This is a genomic window from Parapedobacter sp. 2B3, assembly GCF_041925275.1.
Lineage (GTDB): Bacteria > Bacteroidota > Bacteroidia > Sphingobacteriales > Sphingobacteriaceae > Parapedobacter > Parapedobacter pyrenivorans_A.
The window spans coordinates 168,110-194,061 of sequence record NZ_JBHEUZ010000002.1; the positions used below are offsets into that span (position 1 = coordinate 168,110).

Annotated in this window: 14 protein-coding genes; 7 read left to right on the plus strand and 7 right to left on the minus strand. The window is 53.8% G+C overall.

The genetic code is table 11. The annotated features are described in order from the left end of the window. Positions 1-98: 98 nt before the first annotated feature. The 7 genes from ACEVG1_RS03125 to ACEVG1_RS03155 all read left to right on the plus strand — a co-directional run bounded on the left by ACEVG1_RS03125 (position 99) and on the right by ACEVG1_RS03155 (position 11,107). The gene (locus ACEVG1_RS03125; protein WP_374742099.1) at positions 99-983 is read left to right on the plus strand and encodes a hypothetical protein; all 885 of its coding nucleotides are present in this window, start codon (positions 99-101) and stop codon (positions 981-983) included. A 389-nt stretch (positions 984-1,372) separates the two neighbouring features. After that, positions 1,373-2,794, plus strand: a complete 1,422-nt coding sequence (locus ACEVG1_RS03130; protein WP_374742100.1) for a DUF5125 domain-containing protein — start codon at positions 1,373-1,375, stop codon at positions 2,792-2,794. Between the two features lie 12 nt (positions 2,795-2,806). After that, positions 2,807-6,031 carry a SusC/RagA family TonB-linked outer membrane protein gene (locus ACEVG1_RS03135; RefSeq protein ID WP_374742101.1) on the plus strand — a complete coding sequence of 1,075 codons (3,225 nt, stop codon included), beginning with the start codon at positions 2,807-2,809 and terminating at the stop codon, positions 6,029-6,031. Between the two features lie 12 nt (positions 6,032-6,043). Beyond that, positions 6,044-8,095, plus strand: coding sequence for a RagB/SusD family nutrient uptake outer membrane protein (locus ACEVG1_RS03140; RefSeq protein ID WP_374742102.1), 2,052 nt, complete (start codon positions 6,044-6,046; stop codon positions 8,093-8,095). Positions 8,096-8,306: 211 nt separating this feature from the next. Further along, positions 8,307-9,128 (plus strand): ThuA domain-containing protein, encoded by an 822-nt coding sequence (locus ACEVG1_RS03145; protein ID WP_374742103.1) that lies wholly within the window; start codon positions 8,307-8,309, stop codon positions 9,126-9,128. Between the two features lies 1 nt (position 9,129). Then, positions 9,130-9,933 (plus strand): ThuA domain-containing protein, encoded by an 804-nt coding sequence (locus ACEVG1_RS03150; RefSeq protein ID WP_374742104.1) that lies wholly within the window; start codon positions 9,130-9,132, stop codon positions 9,931-9,933. Next, positions 9,923-11,107, plus strand: coding sequence for a DUF5009 domain-containing protein (locus ACEVG1_RS03155; protein WP_374742105.1), 1,185 nt, complete (start codon positions 9,923-9,925; stop codon positions 11,105-11,107). Before ACEVG1_RS03150 ends, ACEVG1_RS03155 begins: the two co-directional genes overlap by 11 nt. Before the next feature lie 95 nt (positions 11,108-11,202). Here ACEVG1_RS03155 and ACEVG1_RS03160 read toward each other — a convergent pair whose 3' ends face one another. The 7 genes from ACEVG1_RS03160 to ACEVG1_RS03190 all read right to left on the minus strand — a co-directional run bounded on the left by ACEVG1_RS03160 (position 11,203) and on the right by ACEVG1_RS03190 (position 25,765). Then, positions 11,203-12,273 (minus strand): family 20 glycosylhydrolase, encoded by a 1,071-nt coding sequence (locus ACEVG1_RS03160; RefSeq protein ID WP_374742106.1) that lies wholly within the window; start codon positions 12,271-12,273, stop codon positions 11,203-11,205. Between the two features lie 2 nt (positions 12,274-12,275). Then, a complete protein-coding gene (locus ACEVG1_RS03165) occupies positions 12,276-16,490 on the minus strand; it encodes a two-component regulator propeller domain-containing protein (RefSeq protein ID WP_374742107.1) in 4,215 nt (1,404 codons plus the stop codon). 74 nt (positions 16,491-16,564) lie between these two features. Then, positions 16,565-17,749 (minus strand): glycoside hydrolase family 88 protein, encoded by a 1,185-nt coding sequence (locus tag ACEVG1_RS03170; RefSeq protein WP_374742108.1) that lies wholly within the window; start codon positions 17,747-17,749, stop codon positions 16,565-16,567. A gap of 10 nt (positions 17,750-17,759) precedes the next feature. Then, the gene (locus tag ACEVG1_RS03175) at positions 17,760-18,275 is read right to left on the minus strand and encodes a hypothetical protein (RefSeq protein WP_374742109.1); all 516 of its coding nucleotides are present in this window, start codon (positions 18,273-18,275) and stop codon (positions 17,760-17,762) included. 22 nt (positions 18,276-18,297) lie between these two features. Then, positions 18,298-19,962 carry a RagB/SusD family nutrient uptake outer membrane protein gene (locus ACEVG1_RS03180; protein ID WP_374742110.1) on the minus strand — a complete coding sequence of 555 codons (1,665 nt, stop codon included), beginning with the start codon at positions 19,960-19,962 and terminating at the stop codon, positions 18,298-18,300. A gap of 11 nt (positions 19,963-19,973) precedes the next feature. Then, on the minus strand, positions 19,974-23,093 hold the full coding sequence (locus tag ACEVG1_RS03185; RefSeq protein WP_374742111.1) for a SusC/RagA family TonB-linked outer membrane protein: 3,120 nt from the start codon (positions 23,091-23,093) through the stop codon (positions 19,974-19,976). Between the two features lie 77 nt (positions 23,094-23,170). After that, positions 23,171-25,765 (minus strand): glycoside hydrolase family 2 TIM barrel-domain containing protein, encoded by a 2,595-nt coding sequence (locus ACEVG1_RS03190; protein WP_374742364.1) that lies wholly within the window; start codon positions 25,763-25,765, stop codon positions 23,171-23,173. Positions 25,766-25,952 lie beyond the last annotated feature (187 nt).

Sequence of the window (25,952 nt, forward strand, 5' to 3'; positions counted from 1 at the left end):
CAATTTGTGAGCGGCGGAAACAGAACGGTACCGACGCGTTCGCTGTAAACTCGTGACGATTGGAAGGCCGCCCGAGGCGGCCTTAATTGAGTATCAACATGATGTATAGATTTGTTTGCGCCGTGCTGGCGGCATGCGCGCTCGTAGGTCAGTTGTATGGCCAGGAAGCACAGGAAAAGCAGGCCAACCTGGTGGTAGGGGCTGGGATAGGGCTTGCACGTGAGCAACTGCACTGGTCCATCGCCGGCGATGCCCAGGGGCAAAACCCTCCTGTGCTCTCCGAATTGGCTTGGGAAGGTCTATACGGCGCAAAGACATGGATGGATGTCGAATGCCATATAGGGGATGGGTGGGTTTGTGCAGCCAACTTTTCGCACATGGCCATTTTCAACGGCCAAGCACGCGACACTGACTATGGTGGGGATAACCGGACCGCAACGCTCTTCGATATGCGCTTTAGTAGTAACCGGGGGCATACCCTGTCCTATGGCGGCTTGGTAGGTTATCGCCTGCACTGGCATCGGTTCTCATGGGTCCCGTATGTTGGGTACAGGCGGCATACGCAGCACCTCCTGTTGCTGGATGGGGGGGCTTTGGAAAGCACATACCATACAAAGTGGGAGGGCCCGGAGATACGCCTATCGGCCTCCTACAGATACCCAACGATACTGTATGGGTGCACGATTTCGTACGCGCAGCTCCGTTACGGCGCCATAGCGGATTGGAACCTGGTCGATACCTTTGCACATCCGGTAAGTTTTACGCATAAGGCAAAAGGCTTTGCCGTCAGGTTTACCGGTTCCTTGCTATTATTCCCTCATGCAAAGGTTTCGCCCCTGGCTTTCGTCCAGTACGGGATGATGCGGACGGGTACGGGAATCGACGAATTGTACCTGGCGGATGGCGGGCGCCGGTTTACACAGTTGAACGGCGTACGTGGCAATTCAATGGCGCTGGGGGTTGGCCTCACCTGTAGGTGGTAATGTATTTACAGCATGGTTGCTTATCCGCTGAACGATTTTCACCCCCAAAACAAGCGATAACTACACTTTCCTGAATGGATTAGGGCGTACTATTGCAAATACGGATACAATAACCGTATCCATATTATAACCCGATAACTTTTAAACCGTAATTAAATTATGAAACAGAAATGCCCTACTTGACCACATGCGGTCCAAAATCAATTAAAGCCTGTTTTGTGTGCTTAAATGGTTGATTAAATAACCGAGTTATTGAATGAAGAACCTTTATTTTCTATAGAATAAAACTATTAGACCTAACACTCCATACCCGAGTTGACGCAAGGAGGGTTTTCCCGAGTGGCCTTACCTGGGTGTGGTTTTTAGTATTAACCGATTAATAAAAAGTCATGAGAGGAAAAAGAAATCTCTTTGTGATGCTTGGGGTGTTTATCGTAGCCTATTCGTGCAAGGATAACATACAGATAGACAGCCCCAGCATCCTGTCGTACCAAACCGCCGAGGTAGCCTATATGGGCGATAGCATCCCCGTTGTCGTTACCGTAGACGGTAGTTATCCATTAAGCAGTGTCAAGGTGTCGTTTTTTCAGGATGGCGACCTGATCTCGGAAAAGCTGATCCCTGCCAGCAAAAGCGGCACCTATGAAGGAAAGTTGCTGGTGCCTTTTATCAAGGATGTGGCAGGCGGTGAGGCAGAAATACACTTAATGGTCAAGAACCGGAACTTCAACTACGCGACAACCGTCATCCCGATACAAGTTTCCCGTCCGGAATTTCCCTACCTGACGCTGAAAACAGCGTATGGCGATTACCGTATGGAGCCTGTACCGGACAAGCCCTATACATATGCCGCTACCGAAAATTTTCCGTCTACCCAACTCAACGCCCTGGTTGAAGCGCCGGCGTACGGAGAAAACGGAAATGCGTTCTATTTTGGTGGTGGGGTGATCAAGGCCAACGCCTCCGATCAAGATTCCATTGCTTTCCAGACGGATCTTGTTGAACCGGGAATGGCTTATACGGTATCGTTTGATGTCCGCAGCTACCAGGCAGCACCGTTCTTGGTCCCTTCGTTTGCCGGTACCCCATTCCCTGATTATACCGGCAATATCGCCGTTATCGAACAGTCATTTGCGAACAGCCAATCCATCCAAATTCGGGGCATCCTGGATATCGCCGACTGGTGGATTGACCCGACTTTCCTAGATCGACAGGGCGATGGAACGCTGACTTTCCGGGCGATGGATGGGAAGTACCGGGTTACGGCCGACCGGGGCTTGAAGTACTTCCGGATCGAACCGATGGACGGAGACCAGCTGGCAGATTTCGACCCGGCAACGAAAACCGGCGGTATCTGGGTAAATGGCGGTGTGGGTAATCTGGAAGGGTCGGCACCTGTGGAACGATTGGGCATTCCGTCCATGACCAGCAACCCTTCCTTATGGAATCCGGAAAAGAACGTTGCCATGGCGCCCCTGGGAGATGGTATCTATCAGCTCAGGCTCAAAACCAACGAAACCATGTTCCAAAGTAACGTATCGGGTAGCAATGTCGGTATCAGTTTTTACCAGAACAGCCGTTCGTTCGATAATGCTTTGGGGCTGGACCTTGTACAGACCCTCTATGGAGGGGGGATGTCTACCTCACCCGACGGTGGTACGCCGCGGTTTGAGCTCCAGCAGGCCAACGGGCAAAGTAACGGCCAGATGATAGCCAGCGGGAGCAACAGGAACCTTGGGGAACGGACGTTTGTCTTTACGCTAGATGTCAATGTCTCGCCAGCCGCCGTATCCATCAGTGTAGCAGAATAAATTAAGAAAACGATGAAAAAAATACAAAAAATAGTGGAAACGGTACGTGTTTCCGCATGGAACGGGAAAGTACTCCTGTTGGTACTTTGCTGCTGCCTCCCGTTCGGATTGCTTGCGCAGCAAGCAGCTGTGTCGGGTTTGGTAACCGATGGGAGCGGAAACCCTGTCGCTGGTGTTACGGTTTCAGTGGCCGGTACGGCAATAAAAACCAACACGGACAACGGGGGGCGGTATACCCTGCAGGCCATACCCGGAAATACGTTGGTTTTTACGTCAGTGGGTTATGTCACGGAACAGCACGTACTCCAGCCCGATGAACAGGTTGTCAACATGCGGCTTATAGCGAGCGCTGAGGATCTAGACGAAGTGGTGGTGGTCGGCTATGGCCAACAGAAGAAAGAGAGTGTTGTGGCTTCCATCAGCACGGTAACCGCCAAGGAGCTCGCCGTTACCGGAAGGGGACTGTCTAACTCCATCGCCGGGCAGCTGCCCGGTATCATCGCCATACAGCCTTCCGGTGAGCCTGGATACGATGACTCCAACTTCTGGATTCGCGGTGTCAGTTCTTTTGCCGGGGGTACGAATCCCCTGATTATCATCGACGGTATACCACGCAGTAAAGCGGATATGAGTAACATCCCGGTGGAGGACATCGAAAGCTTCTCCGTATTGAAAGATGCGTCGGCTACCGCCGTCTACGGAGCTGAAGGGGCCAACGGTGTTATATTGGTGACCACCAAACGCGGGACACCACAAAAAACCAACGTTTCGACAGACCTGCGGCATTCCGTACGGACACCGATCCGTTTGCCCCACTCGTTGGATTCCTACCGTACGCTGAACCTTTATAACGAGGCAAGCTGGAACGAAGCCGGAAATCCGCTCACCGGTTGGCTTCCAACATACGATGATGCGACACTCGAAAAGTACCTCACCGGTGCCGACCCCGACCTGTATCCAAATACCAACTGGCTCGACCTGCTGAAACCGCGCACCAATACGTCGCGCTATACGATCAATTTCCGCGGTGGCGGAGACCGCGTCCGGTTTTTTGCTTCAGGGGCCTACTACACGGAAGATGGGCTTTACAATAGCAACACCGTTGAAAACTACAATGCGAACCTGAACTACGAACGGTTCAACTTACGTTCCAACATCGACATGGACCTGAGCACCACCACCAAGCTATCGGTAGATCTTTCTGGCTATTTTGTCAGGCAGAATGCGCCCATACAAACCGCCGACCAACTATGGAGCATCATCTCCCTGTCGCCAAGGTATATGTTCCCCATGATTTATTCGGATGGAACGTTTGCCGAGCATCCGGTATACTCCGCCGGTTCGGTGGGCACAGCGGAACGCGCAAACCCCTACAACCTGCTCAACAACATGGGCTATAGCAGAAATCAGGAAGTCACGTTGCAATCCAAGGTGCATCTCACACAGCAGTTGGAAGTTATTACAAAAGGGCTTTCCTGGCGGGGCATTGTCGGCTTCGACAACTTGTCGCAGGGACGGACCAATAGGACAAAAGAAGCAATATCGTACTATGCCAACTCGCGGGATGCCGACGGTAATCTGATTTTTAGTCAGATACGGGGTGGCGCAGCGCTATCCAACCCCAGTGCTGCGGGTAGTTCTGGCGAACGGAATATTTATCTCGAAACCGCGTTGGACTATAAACGGACGTTCGACAAGCACGATGTGACCGGGCTGGTGCTATATAACCAGAAAGAAAAGCAATACCAAAATAGGGGAAACGGGATCGAAATGCTGCCCTACCGGAAACAGAGCTTTGTTGCCCGCGGAACCTATGGTTATGACGGGCGTTACCTGCTGGAGGCTAGTATGGGGATGACGGGTAGTGAAAATTTCGCGCCGGGCTACCGCTGGGGGTTCTTCCCGTCGGTGGGTGTTGCTTGGTGGCTCAGCCATGAGGGCTTCTGGGAGCCAATGGAGCAGGTCGTGAATAAGCTGAAATTCCGCCTTTCCTACGGCAAGGCAGGCAACGATGTGCTGGCCAACGACCTCTCCCGTTTCCCGTACCGCGAGCAGCTGAATGAAGGTGGACCGGGATACAACTTCAGTTGGACCGGCGGCTCTGGCGTATCCAACAATGGGCAGGGCTCGGGCAGTCCGGGGGCCGGGATTATCGAGAGCGATTATGCTACCCCGCTGTTGAAATGGGAAGAAGAAAACAAATTCAACGCCGGTATAGACGTGGGCCTCTTCGACAACCGCATAGATGCTACCGTCGACATCTTCTATAACGAACGACACGATATCCTGATGCGGCGCAACACACTGCCGACGGCGGGGGGCTTGCGTGTGAGCCCTATGCAGAATTTCGGGCGTACGCAAAACAGGGGTATAGACCTGAATGTAACGGCCTTGCAGCGCATCAACGAAGTATCTCTCAGCGCGCGGCTAAATTACACCTATACACAAAACAAGATCATCGAGTATGATGAAATACCGCAATTGTTCGACTATCAGGCCTATACGGGTCAATCCATCGGACAGCCGTTGATGTATATTGCCGAGGGACTGTACACGCCAGCTGATTTTGATATTACCACCAACCCGGCAAACGGTGCACAAACGTACGCCCTGAAAACGGGATTCCCCGATCCGGGCTATGCCGTATCGCCGGGAGATATCCGTTATCAGGACCTTAACGGCGATGGTGTCATCGACTCCTACGACCAAACCTATGCCAACGGTTTCTTTTCAAGCATCACACCCGGCATTGTGTACGGTTTCGGGCTGGCTGCGGAGTGGAAGGGGCTCAGCGCGGGTGTCTTCTTCCAAGGGGCCGGCCGGTTTTCTACCAATTTGCTGAACAAGGTGGAGAACTTCTTCCCCTTCCAGCGGTCTATCAGCGACGCCGCCCTGCGTGAAGAGGCGATGGACCGGTGGACTTATGAAGACCCTTATAACCAGGATGTGCTGTTCCCGCGGCCGGGGACGGCAAACAACGGGAACAATACACGCGGGAGCACGTGGTGGTACCGCGATGCATCGTACCTGCGCCTTAAAAATGTGGAGTTAGGCTATACGCTCCGTTCAGATTGGGTTGAACGCATCCGGCTAGACGGTATCCGGTTGTACGTGCAAGGTGAAAACCTGTATACGTGGGATTCGGTTAAATTCTGGGATCCGGAAGTAACATCACGGTCCGGTGCCCGGTATCCCATCAGCTCCACTTGGACAGTTGGTTTGAATGTAACTTTTTAACGAACGATTACCATGAACATACGCAATAAAATACTAGTGTGTACACTCGCCGTGGCGGCAACGCTGGCCACGTCCTGTGAAAAGTACCTGGATGTCTCTTCCGAATTGGCAGACAACCTCACCATCGACGAGGTCTTTGAAAATGCACAATATACCAAACGCTGGCATGGCAACATTTTCAATTGCATCATCGAATATTCCGAAAATGCATCCACAGCCAATGCGATGAGCAATCCTTGGTCTGCCATTTCGGGCGAATTGGTCTGTAATTTTGCCCGGAACATCATGGTGTCCGGCTATACACCGGGCAATGCGGGTTACCACCGTTGGGCCACGCAGTACCAGTATATCCGGCAGGCCTTAATTTTCCTGCAACGGGCCCATGCCATTAGCGGTTCTGGCAACAATGCCATTCCCGAGGATGAAATAAACCGAATGAAGGATGAAGCCCGGTTTCTCATTGCCTACTCATATTTCACCCTGCTCGAACTCTACGGTCCCGTACCGCTGGTAGCCGAGCTTGCTGATCCCGAGGATCAAGCCATGGACTATGCCCGTGCGCCCATGGACGAGGTAATCAATTATATCGACGGCTTGCTGGGCGAGGTCATTTCGGCCAAAAACCTGCCGAATACGATCAGAAGTGCGAATGGGGCATATAACACCGGCGAAATGGTGCGGCCCACCTTGGTGGCGGCTTACGCGCTCCGGGCAAAGCTTTGGGTGTATGCTGCGTCCAAACTGTTCAACGGCGGGTTTGCCGAAAGCCTCTCCGTTACCAATAACGATGGGACACGCCTGTTTCCAGACTACAATCCTGCAAAATGGGAAACTGCCAAAACACGACTGGAAGAGTTCATCGGCTACGCCCATGGCCTTGGCCATAAATTGCACATAGAATACACGGCAGACACGGAAAATCCCGGCATGCAAATCGTCGACCCGCACGAGTCTGTTTACCAGGTGTTCCAGAAATACAACGATGAAATTATCTGGGCCACGGCCTACAATGATTACAGCAACCCGAATGCGCAGGAGCGCCGCTCAAACCCGGTCGACCTATATCCGAGTCCAACCAACTTCGCCAATATCGGCATATCACAGGGGGCAGTCGACGCCTTCTTTATGGACAACGGACTCACGATCTACGATCATGGTGCCGGTTACAACGAAGGCGGTTTTTCTAGCGTAAACAACCCGACCCACGTTGCCAATCACGCGGATGCCGATGTTTTCAATATGTATGCCCACCGGGAACCCCGGTTCTATGCCGCCGTAGGCTACAATGGCAAGAGCTGGCACATCCATGCCAATGAGCACAACAACCCGAATGGTGTTTATCGCCAATGGTTCGGACGCGGCAAACCGTCGGGCATCGCTGGCGGCGAAAACTGGCCGCGGGCAGGCTACCTGTTCTATAAGTTCAAGCACCGCCGTATTGCGCAGGGGCGTACGTCAATCACGGTAGGCGGAACGGCCTATACGGTATATACCTCCTGGGCACGGCCATCCATCCTCTTCCGGCTGGCGGACTTTTATCTATATTATGCCGAAGTGTTGAATGAACTCAACCCCAACGATTCGAGGATCATTGAATACATCGACAAAGTAAGGGAACGCGCGGGTATAGCGGGCTACGCCGAACTGGACACCGACGGTATGAAGACCGGTGTGATCGGAAATAAGGAAGCGCAGTTCAAGGCCATCGTTCAGGAACGGCGTGCGGAACTGGTAGGCGAGGGGCAGCGCTGGTTTGACATGCGGCGGTGGATGATTGCCGACCCCGCAGCGGATAACCAGCCGGACAAGGGTGGTGTAGACGGCGACATGACACGCATGAGCGGCATGAATATGAACGGGTTTGACAATGTGCCGATGACCATTGGCGCTACGGAAACCAGCACCCGCGCGTTGGGCGATCCCGATTCATTCTACCAGCGTGTAGCGCTGGAAAACCGCCGTTGGGTGAAGCAATATTACTGGTACCCCGTTCCACAGAACGAAATCAACAAAAGCCGTGCGCACCTGCTGGTGCAGAACCCCTTGTGGGCCGGAGCTGAGTAATAACGGATTCATGTTCTTTCATTAAGGTAATCCCGGGCGTGGCGGATATACAATGCTGCTCCGGGATTACCTTTCGATAAAGGAAGAGGCCATTCAGTGGTTGCCTGAACGATACGTACCCCTATGTTAAGCGATTATTACTCGTTATGCTGGCATGTATCGCGTATCTTTGTTAAGATTACCACGTGAGCCCAATTATAATTGCTATAAAATGACGGTTTGTTTCACACAGACGGAATGCCTAAAAACAGCCATCAAGGTTTTCCTTGGGCTTTTTATTATAATCGGGAGCGTAATCCATCCGGAACAGATCCATGCCCAGGCCAAGCAACAAAGGAAAATACTCCTATTGACCGAGCGTGGCGGACAGCATGAAGGGTTCGTCATCGCTGCCCTCCGGTGGCTGGATAGCCTTGCGCTGGTTCAGGACTTGAAACTAACCACCATCAACCGCCCTGATGGCATAACGACTGCGTTCCTCGCCGATTACGATGTGTTCGTCCAACTTGATTTCCCGCCCTATACGTGGCCCAAGGAAGCCGAAGATGCCTTCGAGCGCTACATCGAAAGCGGTACCGGTGGCTGGATAGGCTTCCACCACGCCACATTATTGGGCGATTTCGACGGCTACCCCCTATGGCAGTGGTTTGCTGATTTCATGGGGGGCATCCGGTTTAAAAATTATATCGCTTCGCTAGCAACGGGTACCGTGTGGGTCGAAGACCAAACGCACCCCGTTATGCGGGGAGTACCTATTCGGTTTGACATCCCAGACGAAGAGTGGTATACATTTGACCGAAGCCCCCGTCCGAACGTAAAGGTGCTGGCGGCGGTCGACGAAGCCAGCTACGATCCCCCTTCCGACAACACCATGGGCGACCATCCGGTGGTATGGACGAACGAACACATGAAGGCACGTAACGTATATTTCCTGATGGGGCACCACGGCGGTCTTTTCCGCTCGGCTGCGTTTATGCGCATGTTCGAAAATGCACTCCTTTGGACCTCCTCCCACGATGATAACGAGAACTAATATGAAAACACATCCCCTTTTCGTGCTCGGGCGCCTTTGGTTGGCTGCCTGCATGCTATGGTTACCTGCCCTTTGCCTAGCCCAATTCCCACGTTTTAAGGTACTGGCATTCTACAATAAACAGGTGGAACCAGCCCATGTGGATTTTGCGGAAGATGCCATCCGCTTTTTCAAGGACCTAACCATTGGCAATGGTTTTGTCTTTGACACCACCAGCAACATGGCCGACCTCAACGATGCGAAACTGGCGGGATACCAATTAGTGATGATGCTCAATGATGTTCCCCACGGCGGCGAGCAGCGGGCAGCTTTCCAAAGGTACATGGAAAACGGTGGCGGTTGGTATGGCTTCCATGTTGCCGCCTATAACGACCGCAATACCGATTGGCCCTGGTTTGTGGATTTTCTAGGGGGCGGTGTTTTCCATCGTAATAACTGGCCACCCATGCCAGCCAAACTGGTGGTAGATACGCATGACCATCCGGTGACCCGGGGACTGCCAGACTCGTTTGTCGCGCCCATCAATGAATGGTACCAGTGGAAACCCAGCCCGCGCGAGCGGAGCGATGTCCGTGTACTGCTGTCTTTAGCTCGTGAAAACTATCCCTTCGGCCTGAAGGATATCATCCCGGGAGGCGATACGCCGGTGGTGTGGACGAATACCAACTACCGGATGATTTACCTCAATATGGGCCATGGACACGCTATCTTTGGCGACGCGACGCAAAACAAGCTTTTTATCGACGCCTTGCGCTGGGTAATAGCGAGTGACAAAAAGGGAAATGTGTTTGGCGATGCAGAATAACCGGCTATATTCCGTGGATGTGATGCGTGGGCTGACGTTGTTTCTCATGCTGTTTGTCAATGACCTGTACATGCCCGGCGTGCCCCAATGGCTGGGGCATACCGAAGCTTCTTATGATGGCATGGGGTTGGCCGACTGGGTATTTCCCGGATTCCTGTTTATGGTAGGCCTGGCGGTGCCGTTTGCCGTATCCTCGCGCAGAAAAAAAGGTGAGTCGGATGGCGCGATTGCGCGTCACGTCGTCCTGCGTACCGCCAGCTTGCTCTTCATCGGGATACTTATTCTAAACGTGGGCCAACTTAATTCCGAGCTCAGCGGGATAGACCGTAGTTGGTGGGCACTGGCCATGTATGTGGCTGTATTCCTGATCTGGAACCGGTATTCGCAAGGCGGCAGGTGGCGGTATGGGGTCATCGCCTTGAAAGTTTTAGGCGTGGCGATACTGACATGGTTGCTGGTCATCTTCCGCGCCGGGGAGGCTGGCAGCGAGCGTTGGCTAACCACCGGTTGGTGGGGTATCCTTGGCCTCATTGGCTGGGGCTATTTCGTGGCTGCACTTGGCTATCTCCTGGTCGGGAATCGCCTATGGGCATGCATGCTGCTGTGGCTACTGTTTATTGCGCTGAACATTGCCGACCAGTTGGGGCTGTTGGGCTTCTTCGATGTGTTGAGACCCGTCTTGGGTGTGGTCATTGGCGGTAATGTGCCTTCGATGGTATTGGCCGGACTGGTATGTGCGTTGCTGTTGCATCGGTATGGTGGCACTCCATGGTGGCAGGTCGGTATCGTCGCCGCCTTGGGCTTGGCATGTTTAGCGGCTGGTTTTCTATTGCGCGAGTGGTTTATTCTCTCCAAAATCTATGGAACGCCCAGCTGGGCGATGGTATGCAATGGCATCAGTATGGTGGTGTTTGCCTTGCTGTTTGCCACTGCTGATGTCTTTGGGTACCGACGATGGGCGAACCTGTTTACCCTCGCTGGAAAAAATTCGCTGACCACCTACCTCGCGCCCGATGTTATTTACTATCTCTGCTGGGGCTTCAGTATTCCACTGTTTATTTACAAACAAGCGGAGAGTCCGTGGCTGGCCATTGGAGGATCGCTATTGTGGGCAACAGCCATGATTTATTTTGCATATTTACTAACACGGATATCCATCCGGCTTAAACTCTGAACACGAAACGGGTGCTATTCGTTCTCTTCGGATATCTTACCCATCATGTTGTCGATTTGATCTCTCTGTACATCAACCGGCCGCGCTTAACGGGTTTATTGCAACGGGAAAAGTGCTTTGAAACACGTCACCTCACTTTCTTCGCTGGCCGGTTCTTCACTGTAAAATTCATCCAGGAATGCGCCGGCACCGCGCCATACCGTTTGCATCATCCCTTGGTAGCGCGGAGCCATCTCATCGGTAGCGTACTGCTTGAAACGAATCATATCTTGTAATTGCGCGGTGGCCACCTCACCTTTCCGCCAGGGACACGTAACGACGGAAAATCCTTTCATCGCAAAGTATACCGCGGTTTGCACTGGCTGATCGTAGTGCCAATCGCAGACCATCACGTCTTTGCCGATGAGGTCTACAGCACGGTGGGTATTGTTCATGCTGGCTTCCCACATGCCAATGCCTGTGGTTTTGCCGTCAATAAGGCGGTCGCCCCAAATCCAAAGCTGGCGATCGTGCTGCGCTAAATGGGAGGAAATCTTGTTCACTTCATTGGCAAACAGTTCGGCCTTATCGTGTCCGGCACAGCGTGCACAACTGTCGTGGCCAATGTAAAAGACTTCGTCCATACCCGCATGGAAAGCGTCCGCCTCAAAGACCTCGCAGATTTCATCCACGAGGTCGAAAACCACCTCGTGCACGTCGGGATGCAGCGGGCAGTAGCTTTTGCAATACAGACCATCGGGGTTGGGCCAGGCGTATGCTTCGGGCATCTGCACGTGGGGTGTTTCGTCAAATTGTGGATAGACTTCGAGCAATTTTCCCACTTGTCCCGCCCACGACTGATGGCCTAACAGGTTAATCTGCGGGATAATCCGTATGTGGTGTTTCCGACAGATGGCAACCAATTGTTTCACTTCCCTTTGGGATAGTGGGTTGTCACCCCGGAGTTCGGGCCGGCTCTCGAATGCATAATTGTGGTCTACCCGGAGCACCAGGGTATTGATGCCCCGCGGCGCCAGCTCCTCGTCGATGAATCTAACAAAGTCGTTTAACCGCTCCGGGCTCGGCGCTGCGATGCAAAAGCCGCGGACGGCAAGTTCGGATTGGCCTACGGCAAGATGGCAGGCAAATAGTACCAAGAGTGCGGTGATGTGATAACGTGTGTTCATGGTTAAAATGAGTTGATTTTCTGCGCCAGTACATCCCGCTGCTCGGTTTCATCCAGCGCAGTGTAGGCTGTTGGCGACTTGCCAAAATAACTTTTGAATGTTTTGCCGAAATATTTCGGGTCGCTGAACCCGACCTGGTACGCCACTTCGCTTACGGATAGCTGTCCCTGCGTAAGGAGATGGGCCGCCTTTTTCAGCCGGAGTACGTTGATGAGTTCAATCACGCTGAGATCGGTCATCTGCTTCAGCTTGCGGTAAAGCACGGGCCGGCTCATACCCAGTTCGCTGGCCAGCGTATTGACGTTGAACTGTGTTTCCGCTAGGTTATTTTCAATTAACGTTACCACACTCACCAGAAATTGCTGCTCAGCGTCGGGCCCGTTTACAACTTGCTGTGGGGTAAGCACGTAATCCCGGATGAATTTCTTCCGGAAGCGCTCCCGAGCCGCTAAACTATTGCGGATCTTGAGCGAAAGCACGTCGAGGTGGAACGGCTTGGTGATGTAATCGTCGCTCCCGAGTTGGAGCCCTTCGATTACATTCTCCATGGACGTGCGGGCGGTAAGCAACAGCACGGGGATGTGGTTGGTATCCATATGCTGTTTGATGTTTTTCAGCAACGAGATTCCATCAGCCACTGGCATCATGATGTCCGTAATCACGAGGTCGGGCAGCTTGGTTTGTACCAGTACCCATCCTTCAACGCCATCGGCGGCCTCCCACACGGTGTATTGATCGCGGAGGTGATTAACGATGAATGTGCGGATGTCGGCATTGTCTTCTACCACCAGTACGACGGGGCGCTGCAGGTCGATAGCGCGTTCCTCGGTAGCGGTATGATCAATCGTGGCATCGTACAGCGGCTCGTTGGCCGGGATAGCCGAGGCGACGTGGGACGTTTCTTTTCCGTCGTTACCAACGAGGTCCGTGTGCCTGTAATGCGCGTTGCCCAGCGGCAACTCCACCGTAAAGCACGTGTACGTGGGCCGGTGTTGGCCATCGTAGCTGGTTACATTAATTTCACCGCCATGCATTTCCGTTAGGTTCTTTGCCAGGGCCAGTCCGATGCCTGATCCGAGGTTACCCCGATGTTGCTCACTGCCATGATGGAGCTGGTAATAGAACTCGAAGATAGACAGGAGTTTGTCGGCAGGTATCCCTTTGCCATTATCCCAGATCGTTACGATCACCGACCCTTCGGGGTAACGGACCGACGACTCCATCTTCTCGACGCTTACGCGCACACTACCCCCGATTGGCGCAAACTTAAAGGCATTGGATAGCAGGTTGTAGATCACTTTCTCAAACTGGTCGGCATCAAACCAGGCCTCGATGGTTGCAGTAGGCTTGCTATACTCCAGGTGGATGTGTTGTTCTTCGGCGTAGTGTTGAAATTCATTGACAATCCGGTCGATGAAAGCGGTGAAATCATGGGGCGATACCGCTAGCTCAAAGCTACCGTTTTCTTGCTTCCTGAAATCAAGCAATTGGTTTACCAGGTTAAGCAACCGTAACGAGTTGTTTTTTACCGTTACCATCATGGTGCGTGCATGGCCGTCGAGGTTCATGTTGGCCAACAGGTGCTGCACGGGTGCCAGGATGAGGGTTAGGGGGGTGCGGAACTCGTGGGATATGCTGGTGAAAAAATTGAGTTTGATTTCGTTGATTTCCCGTTGCCGTTCGTTTTCAAGGTGTTCCAGTTCCAATTGGTGTTCGAGTCGGCTCCTAATTTTGGTAAACCGGACGACGATATAGAGGGCGGTCACTACCAACAACGTATAGATGAGGTACGCCCACCACGTCTTCCATAGCGGCGGCAAGATCTTGATGGTTAGCTTGGCGGGTATTTCACTCCATATCCCGTCGTTGCTGGAGCCGCGTGCCAACAGGGTATACGTACCCGCATGCAGGTTCGTATAGGTGGCCGACGGTACGTTTACGTAGTTCCATTGGTCTTCCAAGCCGTCGAGGCGGTAAGCATATTCGTTCTTTTCGGGGAGCACATAATTAATCGCAGAAAACTCAACGGTGAAGATACGTTGCGAATGGCTAAGCACGATCGTGTCGGTGATGGAAACGGGCTTTTGCAGCACACTTCCCAGTCCAGGCGTAACGGGCTTATTGAATAGCCTGAAATCGGTGAAGAGGACCGGTGGGACGTAGCTGCTTGAGCTGAAATCATTCGGATTGAAAAGGGTAAGTCCGTGGGAACCACCGAATATCAATTGGCCAGAAGCCGTGCGGCAATAAGCCCCGATGGAAAACTCGTTGCCACCGATGCCATCCTTGGTATTATACGATTTGATGGTGCCCGATTCGGGGTCGAACCGGCAAATCCCGTTATTGGTACTTAGCCAGAGGTGGCCTGCATCTTCCAGGATACCGAAGACGTTGTTGCCGGGCAGTCCGTCCTCCGCCGTTAGGTGGCTGAATGTTCCCGTATCGTAGTGGTACTGGTTCAAACCATTTTTAAAGGTGCCGAACCAAATGCGCCCCTTGCTGTCTTCGAAGATGCTGATGATGATATCGCCGCTGATACTTTGGGAGTCGTCGAGCGAAAAGAAAAAAACTTCGAATCGATCCGAGCCCGGGCGCTTAAGGTTAAGCCCGTCTTCGGTGCCCACCCACAGGTTGCCGCGGCTATCGATGAAAACGGTGCGCACAAGGTCTGAGCTAAGGTGGTAGCGCCCGGTTTTGCCGGCACGGTAGCTTTCAAATTGCATGGCGTCGCCGGCCTTCTTTACATTGAGCCCTCCGCCGTACGTACCGAACCATAGGTTGCCTCCGGTATCTCCTTTTATGGCATATACGTTATTGTTTGAGATGGAGTGGGAAACCGACGGATCGTGCCTGATGTGCTGGAACGTCCGGGTGCCTCTCCGGAGGAGGTTCAATCCCCCGGCGTAGGTGCCCACCCACAGGTTCCCGTCTTTGTCTAGGTGAAGCGATTTGACGTGATTGTGGCTTAAGGAGCCACGGTCATCCGGATTGTGCTTGAAATGGCGGTACACGCGCCCCGACGGTGCCATATAGTTCAAGCCGCCGCCTTCGGTGCCTACCCATAGGTTTCCGTCCGTATCTTCCAATACACTGCTCACCACATTGTAACTGAGGCTGCTGATGTACGGGCTATGCGCGTAGTTCTGGAAAGTGGGAATGTGCCGGTCATAGACACAAACACCTCCGTAATAGGTGCCGATCCATACCGATCCGCGCTTATCCTGAAAAATAGGCCGGATGGAGTTATTGCTCAGCGAGAACCGGTCGTAGTCGTTGGCCGTGAATGTTTGGAAGCCGTTTTCCGGCGTATAATAGTTGAGGCCATTGATGGTACCTATCCAAAAACCGCCGAAACGGTCCTCGATGATCGAACGGACATCGTTGTTGGCCAAAGACCGCCCGTTGGCGTCGGATCGGTAGGTGAGGTACTCAAAGGTATCCGCATGGGTATTGTATGCATTGATGCCGCCATCTTTGGTACCGAACCAAAAAACACCATCGGATATCTCGCGTACCACCCGAACGTCGTCGCTATTCAGCTCGCCGGGCCGTTGCCGGAAATGGGTGGTAAGCCGTAGCGGAACGCCCGGCTGGTAGGGATCGAAAACGAGCACGCCATTGACGGTGCTTAGCCATATATTTCCGGATGTGTCTTCATAGAACGACTGCACATTATTGCACCCCAGTGGTACGCCTTGGTCGCTATACATCGCGGCATCGAATACCAACGCCAAATGCCCGGGGTTGGCACGGTCGTCGACGCAATACAGGCCTTGTGTGGTACCGAACCATATCCGTCCGCTATGGTCTTCGGTAATGGCCGACACGTTGGGCTCGGAAAGCACATTGCCCGATTGGTTGTTTACCAATGGAAAACGTACAAACCGATCGGTATATCGGTCGTATAAATTGATACCACCGCTTGTACCCACCCAGAGCCGCTTTTTACTATCCTCCAGCAACGACAGGATGTAGTTGTCGGAGAGGGAGGTACTGTCCGACGGGGTATTGCGATACGTGGTGAATTTCCGTGCGTCATAACGGTTCAGGCCATCGCGTGTGCCTATCCACATGAAGCCGAGGTAGTCTTGGCAGATGGAAAAGACGCTGCTCTGCGAAAGCCCTTCATGCAGCCCGATCCGGGTAAATTTGACCGAATGGTCCATGGGCTGGCCAAGCGCAGCGACGCTGAGCAGCAGCAGGGCTGTAGCTAGCATTCGGAAACGTATGCCTAATGGATGCATGATCGTTCGCTTGACAGGTAATCCTTGTGTTATCGCAATATCGAAAATTAGTCGGATAAATGCAATGCTGCGCCTGCTTTCCTTCCCAATGCTTCCAGAAAATAATAATCAGCGTAGATGAGCGGTACATCAACTTCAGAGTCGGCGGGCCTCGAACCGGTGCTGTGCAGCAAGATAAATCCATGGTGAGTTCCGGCCGGGGCAGTGTACGCGGTAGCGAGGCTATGGATGATATGGTCCGCAAAGCCGCGGAATGCGTCGCCCTCGGCAACCAGCGTGCTAAGCTCGTACAATGCGGAAGCGATCACGGCCGCCGCTGAGGCGTCGCGTGGCTCAGCGGAGATGTTTGGCGCGTCAAAATCCCAATAAGGAATACCATCAGCCGGCATGTGGGGGTGGTCCATCAACCACCGCGCTATATCCACCGCTTTTTGGCGATATCGCTCATCGTTTGTTTCACGGTAACATAGGGTATAACCGTAGAGCGCCCACGCTTGCCCGCGTGCCCATGTAGAACTGTCGCTGTAGCCTTGGTGGGTATTTCGGTGTTCCACCTGGCCGGTTTCGGGGTCGTAGTCGACTACATGGTAGCTGCCGCCATCGGGCCTGAAATGGTTGATAAGCGTGGTGTTGGCGTGTGATACGGCGATATCGTAAAACGATGAATCGCCCGTAAGCCGCGTAGCGGCAAACAGCAGTTCCAGGTTGAGCATGTTGTCGATGATGACCGGGAAATCCCAGCGATGGCTGTTGTGGTCCCACGAGCGGATACAGCCAACCACGGGGTTGAACCGCGTGGCTAGCGTCTGCGCCGCTTTGACAATAACATTCCGATAGGCGGTGTCATCGGTCAACCGATAGCCCTGGCCAAAGCTGCAATAGATTTTGAACCCCATGTCGTGTGTACGGCCGTTGTACTTTTCGCCAGCCAGCGTCGCGGTGGCTTTCCGCGCTTCATCTTGCCAGTTCCTGTCGCCCGTAAATCCGTAGAGCTGCCACAGCACACCGGCGAAAAACCCACTTGTCCAGTCGCTTGGCGGCACCAGCACCAAGTGCCCATCACCGTCTAATGTACGCGGCGAAACCCGCTTCGGGTCGGCCTGCCGTCGGGCTTCTTCCAGCAGCAGGCGTACCTGCGCTTCACTGGTACGGACTACCTTATCCACATCGATTTCTTGCGCGTGGCCGATGTGGGTAAGGAAAACGAACCCGAAGATGAATATTTTCTTCATGAACCGATGTCTATTCAATGGTCAACGTGCGCCTGAAGGCCGTGGAAAATATATCCACCCGGTAATCGGGGGTGATGTTATCTTCGAAGTTGATCTGCACCACGCGCGTCCCCGGCTCGGGGTTGTTGAGCAGTTTCACATATACGGCATCTGTGGCTTTCCGTGCTTGCGGAAAGGTGAGGGTGTACTTCCCCTCGTTGTTGGGCTGTAGGGTATTCCCGTCACTGTCTACCACCTGGAAATCGACTCCCAGCACTGCCGGATTGGGTACATCGGGTGTGACCACGGCATAATGCGCCACGGCGTCATAACCGCGGGTAAATTCAGAATAGAACTGTACAGGGAGTTTGACCAATTCGGCTTGGCTTCTATTCACCGTTACGGTACCGTTGTTATTGGGCACGTATACAATGTAATAGTGATGCTCGTATTCCGGTAATCCTGCGGGGTAACTCTTATCCTCGCAAGCAAAGAACAGACCGCTGCATAACAGCAGCACGGTAATCCATATGTTTCGTGTGTTCATTGTCTTGTTGTTTATTTTATGGTTATTGCCAATTCGGATTCTGCACAACGTTTTGGTCGCTTAGTGTAATTTCATTGAACGGTATTGGGTAGCGGTAGTCGCGGTCCGTATCAAAAGACCGGACGTTGGTATCTTCCACCACCAATACGCCCTCATTATTGATATTCAGTGTGGAAGGATCGGCACCCACCCAGTCTTCCTCGTCAAATTTGGCGCCGAGCAATTGGCCGGGCAGTAGCACTTCCGCCGTCTTCCACCGGATGAGGTCGTCGTAACGGAATCCTTCCAATGCCAATTCGACCGTGCGCTCCCTTCGGATCTCCCCGCGCATATCGAGGTCGTTGGCCGTAGCAAACGCATTGGTTAAGCGGGCGTCGAATCCCGCCCGCTGCCGCAGGGCATTGATGGTCAGGTCGAGGTCGGCATCGCTGATAGTACCATTTAACTCGTATTTCGCTTCCGCGTAGATCAACAATACTTCCGCGTAACGGATAAGGATTTTATCAACGGTACCGGCACCATTTGTTTGCCAGTCTTCGGTATTGAATCCTTTCTTGGCGGCGTACGCCGAGCGTGAGCCCAGGGTCGTTGTAGGTACCCAGGGGCCTTTATAGGCTTCTTCACCGGCTTGGAAGAGGGTCATGGCCAAGCGGGGATCCCTGTTTTCGAAGACAGCGTTATAGCCATCCTCGTCGCCTTCGTCCACGAAAAAGGTGGAGCGTGTTGCCGATGGTTGGTTCAAGCCGTCAAAAGCGGGCAGGCCATCCGTATAGAGGTACTGGCGTACCAAGTTGCGTGTGGGCGCATTCCGTCCGTTTTCCATATCGCGCGAGTGGTTGTGGCCCACAATCAGGTTGGATGCGCTTACCCCGTAGGTCTTTACGAAGATACTCTCCGGATTGGAAGGGCCTTCGGCCTCGTGTTGGAAAAGGCCGTTGTAGGTGGGGTACAGCGTGTGCCCTTGTGCCATCACGGCCTCCGCTGCCTGTACGGCCGCAGCGAGGTGTGGCTGCCATTCACCGTCGTTGTGGTATTTGGCGCGCGTACCTACATACAGTGCCACTCGTGCTTTCAGTGCCAGGGCACTGCTCTTGGTAAGCCGCCCATACTGGTTTGCTGGCAGCTGCTGGCGGGTGGGCAGCCATTGCGCGGCAAAATCGAGGTCGTCATAGATTGCCTGCACCACTTCCGCTTTCGGGGTGCGCGGCATCGTCAGTTCGGGGGCATCGGTATCCAGTGTTTTCAATAACAACGGTACATCGCCGTATTTCTGTACCAAGCTGAAATAGGCGCTGGCCCGGAAGAAACGGGCTTCCCCGAAATAGCGGTTCTTGATCTCGTCCGTAACCTGTGCTTTTACGCCCTTCTCCAAAATGTTGTTGGCCGTGAATATGTCGCGGTACGGATCGTTCCAATCGCCACTCGTATTGGGGATAGACCGGGTGCCGTTGCTTACGCTGTTGGCCGTTTGGTTTACGTTATCGTCGCCCCGGGCATCCAGTTGGAATCCGGCCAGCAGCTGGTAATGGCGGTTGGTGGCGTTCATGAGGTCGGTCTCCGTGTTCCAGAAATCCACGTCGCTGAATTGGGTTTCCGGAAAGCGGTCCAAGCTACAGCTCGCTGCAAGCCCCAGCATGCACACCAGTGAAAGGCGGATGAAGCGGTTGGTTTTATTGGGATAGTTCATGTCTGTACGAATTAAAGGGTAAGATTTAGACCAAAGGAAAATGAACGGTAAAAGGGGTAGGCGGTAGCGCTTACGTTGTTGCCCACTTCCGGATCGAACACGCTCATCACGTCTGTCTTTTCCCATAGGTCCTGGCCAGAGAAATAAACGCGTAGCCGTTGGATTTGGTTCCACCGGACGGGTACTGTATAACCCAACTGGAGATTTTTAAGGCGGATGTAGGAGCCGTTTTGAGCCCAACGGTCGGACGGGCGGTAGTTGTGGGCGCTCGTTTGGTACATCCGGGGGAAATAGGCATCCGGGTTCTCTGGTGTCCAGCGGTCCATGTGGATGGTCCAGGGCATATCAGCCGTACCCAGCATGGGAGACAACGTGCCTTCGCTGATCAGGAAGCGCCGATTGGCGGTACCTTGGAAAAACACGGAGAAATCGAAGTTTTTCCAGTTGAAGCCCACGTCAACCCCGTACGTATAACGGGCATTGGTAGTACCCAAATACACGAGATCGCCGGGGTTTTCAGGCGTGCCATCGCCGGCATTGATGCTGCCATTCCCGTCGAGGTCGAGGTATTTGATGTCGCCTGCACCGGCATTGCCGGGAAAGAAAGGCGTGGTTACCTGCTGCTTGTAAGCCTCATACTCCTCATGGGTCTGGAAAAATCCGTCGGTACGGTATCCCCATACGGTATTGAGTGGATAGCCTTCGAGCAGTTCGACCACACCGCCGTTGCCGATGGAGTTACGCCCGTCGTATTTTACCAGTTCATTCTGATTGTCTGAAATATTGAAACCGACCCGATAGTCGAAATCACTGATGCGATCGCGCCACCGGATGTCGAACTCCCAGCCCCAGCTTTTCAGTTCGCCAATATTCATGGATGGCACACTGATGCCGATGATATTGGGCAAATTGAGCTGTGCCAGCATGTCCTTGTTCCGTTTCACATAATAATCGGCGGTAAGCGTGAGGCGGTCCTGCAATAAGCCCGCGTCGATACCGATATTGGATTGCTGTACGGTTTCCCATGTTTTCTGTGGCGATGCCAAGCGGTTTTGGTAAAAATATTGGGTACGGATATCGTTAAAGACCAAGCTGCCCGATTGGGTAAGCCCGCTGGTGAGCAATGCAATGTAGTCATATAGGCCCAACACGGCCCCATTGCCCAATTGCCCCCATGAACCGCGTAACTTGAGTGCGGAGAACAGGGATTGGTGCTGCATGAAATTTTCTTGGTCGATACGCCAAGCGGCTGAAAACGAGGGGAACAATTGCCACCTGTTTTCGGGTGCTAGCCGCGAACTGCCATCCTGGCGGAACGAGGCTTCGAAAAGGTACTTTTCGCGGAAGTTGTAGTTGAGGCGTCCGAAGAATGATCCCATTGCCCATGTCTCCACGTTATCGCCGTTGGTTTTGGTCAATGGGTCTGCAAAATTGAGGCTGAAGAAGTCGTTGGTGATCATGGACTGCGCACCGGCAGAAAACTCGTCCTTGCGGTATTCTTCGAAAGAAGCGCCCCCTAGCAACGTGAAATTGTGGGCGTCGGCCAGGGAAAGGTTATAGGTGAATACCCCTTGGAGGTTGTTGTGGTACCCCCGGTTTTTCACCATGTCTTTCGTATTCGGATCGTTGATGCGGAAACGCACCGTGTTCGTGCTTCGGCCATACCACAGCAGCGTACGGCTATCGTTTTCCATGGAGTAGTAATCCTGGTTGCGCCATGCGGAGAGGTCAAATGTCAATCCTTTCACGAGGTTCTGTACCTTCAGGTTGAGCCTGCCGGTGAATGACTCGTAGTAGCGTTGTTCCAATCCGGCGTTTTTCTCTATATCCACGGCATTCACCTGTAGGTCGCCGTTGTAAGGTTGGCCCGTAACATCTTCTTCGGGCACTAAAAGGCTTTGGCGGGCCCTGCTCCGGTATAGCCGGTTGATGATCTGCTCGGTGCCGTAAGCATTTTCGTTCACAATGGAGCCGATGTACCCGGCAACCACCTCCACGCTCACGTATTTATTCAGCTCAGCGTTGATGTTGGCCTTCAAGTTGTAGCGGGCGTTATCGTCTGGTCCGTAGCGCAACACCCCATCGCGTTTGTAATAGCCTCCGGATACGAGGTAATTCATCTGGTCCGTACCGCCGCCTACGGACAGCGTGTGGTTTTGCATGGCATTTACCTTGTCCATCCCTTCTTTGAGCCAGTTATTGTTACCAAAGTATTCCCACCGGTCCTGTGTGGGGTTGGGGCGTACGGAAAAGTTGGGGTTGCTCACCCATTCCATCTGTTCTTCGCTGTATTCGCGATTTCCGGTGGCATTGAATCGGGATTCGTCGATTAGCGTCTGTTCGTCCCACGAGTTGAGGCGCTCGGGCTGGCGGGCCGTCAGGTTCAGGCCATAGTAGCTATTGAAATTGATGCGTGTTTTTCCGGCAGCCCCTTTCTTGGTGGTAATCAATACCACGCCGCCAGCCGCCCGGGCGCCGTAAATGGCGGAAGCCGACGCGTCTTTGAGCACTGAAATCGACTCGATATCATCGGGATTCAACAGGTTCATATCCATTTGTATCCCGTCTACCAACACCAGTGCGCTGGTTGCATTGGAAGATGAGAACCCCCGGATACGGACCCCGTAACCTTCCGCTCCCGGCTTGCCGCTGCCGCGGACCACGGTGACACCCGGCAGCACCCCCTGCAGTGCCCCGGTCACGTTGGCCACGGGTCTATTAACCAGCGCATCGCCGCTTACCTGCGCTACCGCGCCGCTGAGATTCACTTTCTTTTGCGTGCCGTAGCCCACTACCACCACTTCATCCAGTGCAGACACATCGTCTTCGAGGATGACGTCGATGACGGTGCGGTTATTGATGTCAATTTCCTGTGGCGTGCTACCCAACAGGGTAAATACGAGGATGCCGTCGCCCGCTGCGCCGATGCGATAGTTGCCATCCGCATCCGAGGCGGTGGACGTTGCCGTACCTTTCACAGCCACGTTGACGCCCGGGGCCGGCGTGCCGTCTTGGAAAGCGACGTTACCGGTAACGGTAATGGGCGCCTGTGCCTGGGCAAGGCCAACCCACCCGATCAGCATTGCAATCACGAAGCCATAGCTTCGTCTTTTTGTAGAACGTATACTCATTTGTATAGGTTTATATGAGTTTATAAAAAAGTTATGGAAAGCAAAGTTATCCGTGTCGCCGCCCCGAAAGGGGGTAATTATTGTTTTAATGTGGGGTAAAAAATGTTCGGCGGGGCTATTCCCGGCTTGCCGGTTGGATGTGCTCGGGCATCCTCCATGGTTTTATTGTGTGAGGGTTTGGTAACCGCCGTTTCGAAGGAATCTGCTTGTGCAGCCAGGTTGGGGAGTTGCAACAAAGCGGTTTCCAAGCTGTCTGCCGCCGCTGCTACGGCGATATGGCGCCCGGTACGTTTCAACCGGATGACGGCGCGGCCATTGTAAGCCTGCACCGTCCGGGAGCCGTCGGAAGTGCCGAGGTCGGCTAGCAAATAGCCGTCGCCGATGGCGGCAAACCGGATGTAATCGGCCGCGTCAAGGCACAGCACACCGCTTTTGTCGAGTAGTGTTGCCTGAATGGTCACCGTGTCGGCAGCTGCTTCCAGCACCGATAGTTGCATCGCTGCGGGCTTGCCCCATACGGCTGTTTGGTAAACCTGTGTAATGCTGTCACGTACGGTGGCGCCGTCTTTCCGGGCCACCACTTCCAACGTATTCTGGCCATCCCGCAGCACCACCATCCACCGCAGCCCGGCAGCGGGGAAATCCTGGCTGTTGCGCTGCCGTACTCCTTGGCTCACACCGTTCACAAACAGCTCGGCCTCGGTGCAGTTGGAGTATACCTTTACCATTTTCTCTTCTCCGGCCCTGCCCCAGCGCACCGGCCAGCTGTGGCCGTAGATATGGGCCATGGGCTTATCGGCCCAGTAGGATTGGAAGATGTAGTACGATTCCTTTTTGTTGAAGTTGCGCTCCACCACCCCTTTCTGGTTTACATAGGGCACGGGGTTCTCCGGCCGGATGGGGGTAGAAAAGTCCTTGAAGGGCCAATAGGCGGTGCCGGTAAGCCAGGGCATGGTCTCCTGCTCCTTGAGGTGCCAGTCGATGAGGTTGCAGATGTAGCTTTCGCTCCAATCGCCGTCTTTTGAAACGCGAGCTGGCCCCCCGAATAGCGAGGCATCGCCTGCGCGCTCGTCGGCGGTCGTGCTGTGCATCACGGCCGTTAGTCCATTGTCGGGATTTTCCGAATGGCGTCGGGCATGGCTGTCGCCGCCCCATTCAACATGGAGGAAATGGTCCACCTTTTCAAATTCGGTATGGGAGGCGGTCCTATAGTCGGTGTAGATGCCGCGGTACCAACCCGCCCAGATGGAGGGTGAGTATACGTCCACGATGTCTTTGCAGAAATCGCACCTGCGGATGGCCGTTTTGCGGGTGGGGTCGAGTTGGTGGGAGAGGTCGTGCAGCTCTTTCATGAACGCACGGATTTTCTGTTGGTCAAACTCGGCAAAGTCGCCGGGCCAGTCGTTCTCGTTGCCCAGCCCCCAGATGATGACGGCCGGGTGGTTGTAGTGCTGCTCAATCATGTTGGTCAGCATCCGGCGTGCCTGTTCCTTGTACACGTCGCCACCCAATCCACCACGGCACCACGGTATTTCTTCCCACACCAGGATGCCCAGGCTGTCGCAGGCTTCCAGCACGATGCGCGACTGCTGGTAGTGACCCAGCCGGATGAAATTGACACCCATGTCTTTCATCATGCGCATCTCCTGCCAGATCATCTCTTCGGTCATGGCGGCGCCTACACCGGCATGGTCCTCATGGCGGTGGGTGCCACGGAGCAGTAGGCGCTCGCCGTTGAGATAAAACGGCCCTTTCTCGGCAAACTCGAAATGGCGGAAACCAATCCGCTCCGTATGGGTGGCGGTATCGGTACCCACAGCCACCGTTAAACGGACGGTGTAGAGCGACGGGTTGGCCGGCGACCACCGGGCAGGGTGTTTCACGGCGATGCCATCTATGACCGTTGGGCCGCTACCCGGTACCACCCGATGCTGTTGCGATGCAACGCGCCTTCCGTCGGGACCGAGCAGCTCGATGGCCACGTCCGCTTCCTTCACCTTGCCGGGGTTGTGGAAGAGGGCGCTCAATTGGATGTGCCCTTCGTGTCCCTTCGCATCGACGGTAGCGGTAGCAAATAGTTTGTCGACCGACAGCCTGGGAACGTACAAGAGGTTCAGGTAACGGTATATACCGCCATAGAGATTGAAATCGGACAGGTCGGAAGGGATCAGTTCAAGATCGCGCGAGTTGTCGCATCGGATGGAGAGGGGTACCCTCCCTTGAAATTGCGTAGCATAAGCCTCCGTGGCTTTAAAGGCGTCCACGGCTTCGGTGATGTCTACCGTCCATTCGTCATAGCCCCCTACGTGTTCGGCCACTTTTTCCGTATGGATATAGACCATGGTCTTTTGGCCGGCACCCTCGAAATGCAGCAGCACACGCCCGTTGGTATACGGATTGTTGATATCCAGCGAAGTCCGGTACCATGCCGGCCCCTGGTAGTAGTTTACGTCCGGCGCTACCGCATCCGTGGCGTTGTAGCAGTGGGGCAGGGTAACGGTCTGCCAGCTAGGCAAGGCTTCGGGACTGCCCGGCTTGTACGGTCGTACGGCCTCCCATATCCCGCCCAGATCTTGTTGTACAAATTCCCAGTTTTCGGTAAGGCGCTGCTTTTGTTGGGCTATGGAAACCAAGGCAAAAAAGATCGGTAGCAAGGCAATGGAAAATCGAATACTTTTCACGATTAGTGGATTATGTATGTAGGCTATATTAATTTAGGGGGTAAAATTACCTAGCGGTTGAAGACAAGCGGGGTAGGAATCGATTGATTAGGGGGTGAAAATTGTTCGGCGCTACGGGTTTTTCCTTGCGTATAAGCATATTCGGTGCGCGGGCGAAGCGTAATGAAAGAAGATGGGT

Coding starts and splice junctions, on each gene's coding strand:
- ACEVG1_RS03125 (WP_374742099.1), top strand. CDS start 99: ATGATGTATAGATTTGTTTGCGCCGTGCTGGCGGCATGCGCGCTCGTA.
- ACEVG1_RS03130 (WP_374742100.1), top strand. CDS start 1,373: ATGAGAGGAAAAAGAAATCTCTTTGTGATGCTTGGGGTGTTTATCGTA.
- ACEVG1_RS03135 (WP_374742101.1), top strand. CDS start 2,807: ATGAAAAAAATACAAAAAATAGTGGAAACGGTACGTGTTTCCGCATGG.
- ACEVG1_RS03140 (WP_374742102.1), top strand. CDS start 6,044: ATGAACATACGCAATAAAATACTAGTGTGTACACTCGCCGTGGCGGCA.
- ACEVG1_RS03145 (WP_374742103.1), top strand. CDS start 8,307: ATGACGGTTTGTTTCACACAGACGGAATGCCTAAAAACAGCCATCAAG.
- ACEVG1_RS03150 (WP_374742104.1), top strand. CDS start 9,130: ATGAAAACACATCCCCTTTTCGTGCTCGGGCGCCTTTGGTTGGCTGCC.
- ACEVG1_RS03155 (WP_374742105.1), top strand. CDS start 9,923: ATGCAGAATAACCGGCTATATTCCGTGGATGTGATGCGTGGGCTGACG.
- ACEVG1_RS03160 (WP_374742106.1), bottom strand. CDS start 12,273: ATGAACACACGTTATCACATCACCGCACTCTTGGTACTATTTGCCTGC.
- ACEVG1_RS03165 (WP_374742107.1), bottom strand. CDS start 16,490: ATGCTAGCTACAGCCCTGCTGCTGCTCAGCGTCGCTGCGCTTGGCCAG.
- ACEVG1_RS03170 (WP_374742108.1), bottom strand. CDS start 17,749: ATGAAGAAAATATTCATCTTCGGGTTCGTTTTCCTTACCCACATCGGC.
- ACEVG1_RS03175 (WP_374742109.1), bottom strand. CDS start 18,275: ATGAACACACGAAACATATGGATTACCGTGCTGCTGTTATGCAGCGGT.
- ACEVG1_RS03180 (WP_374742110.1), bottom strand. CDS start 19,962: ATGAACTATCCCAATAAAACCAACCGCTTCATCCGCCTTTCACTGGTG.
- ACEVG1_RS03185 (WP_374742111.1), bottom strand. CDS start 23,093: ATGAGTATACGTTCTACAAAAAGACGAAGCTATGGCTTCGTGATTGCA.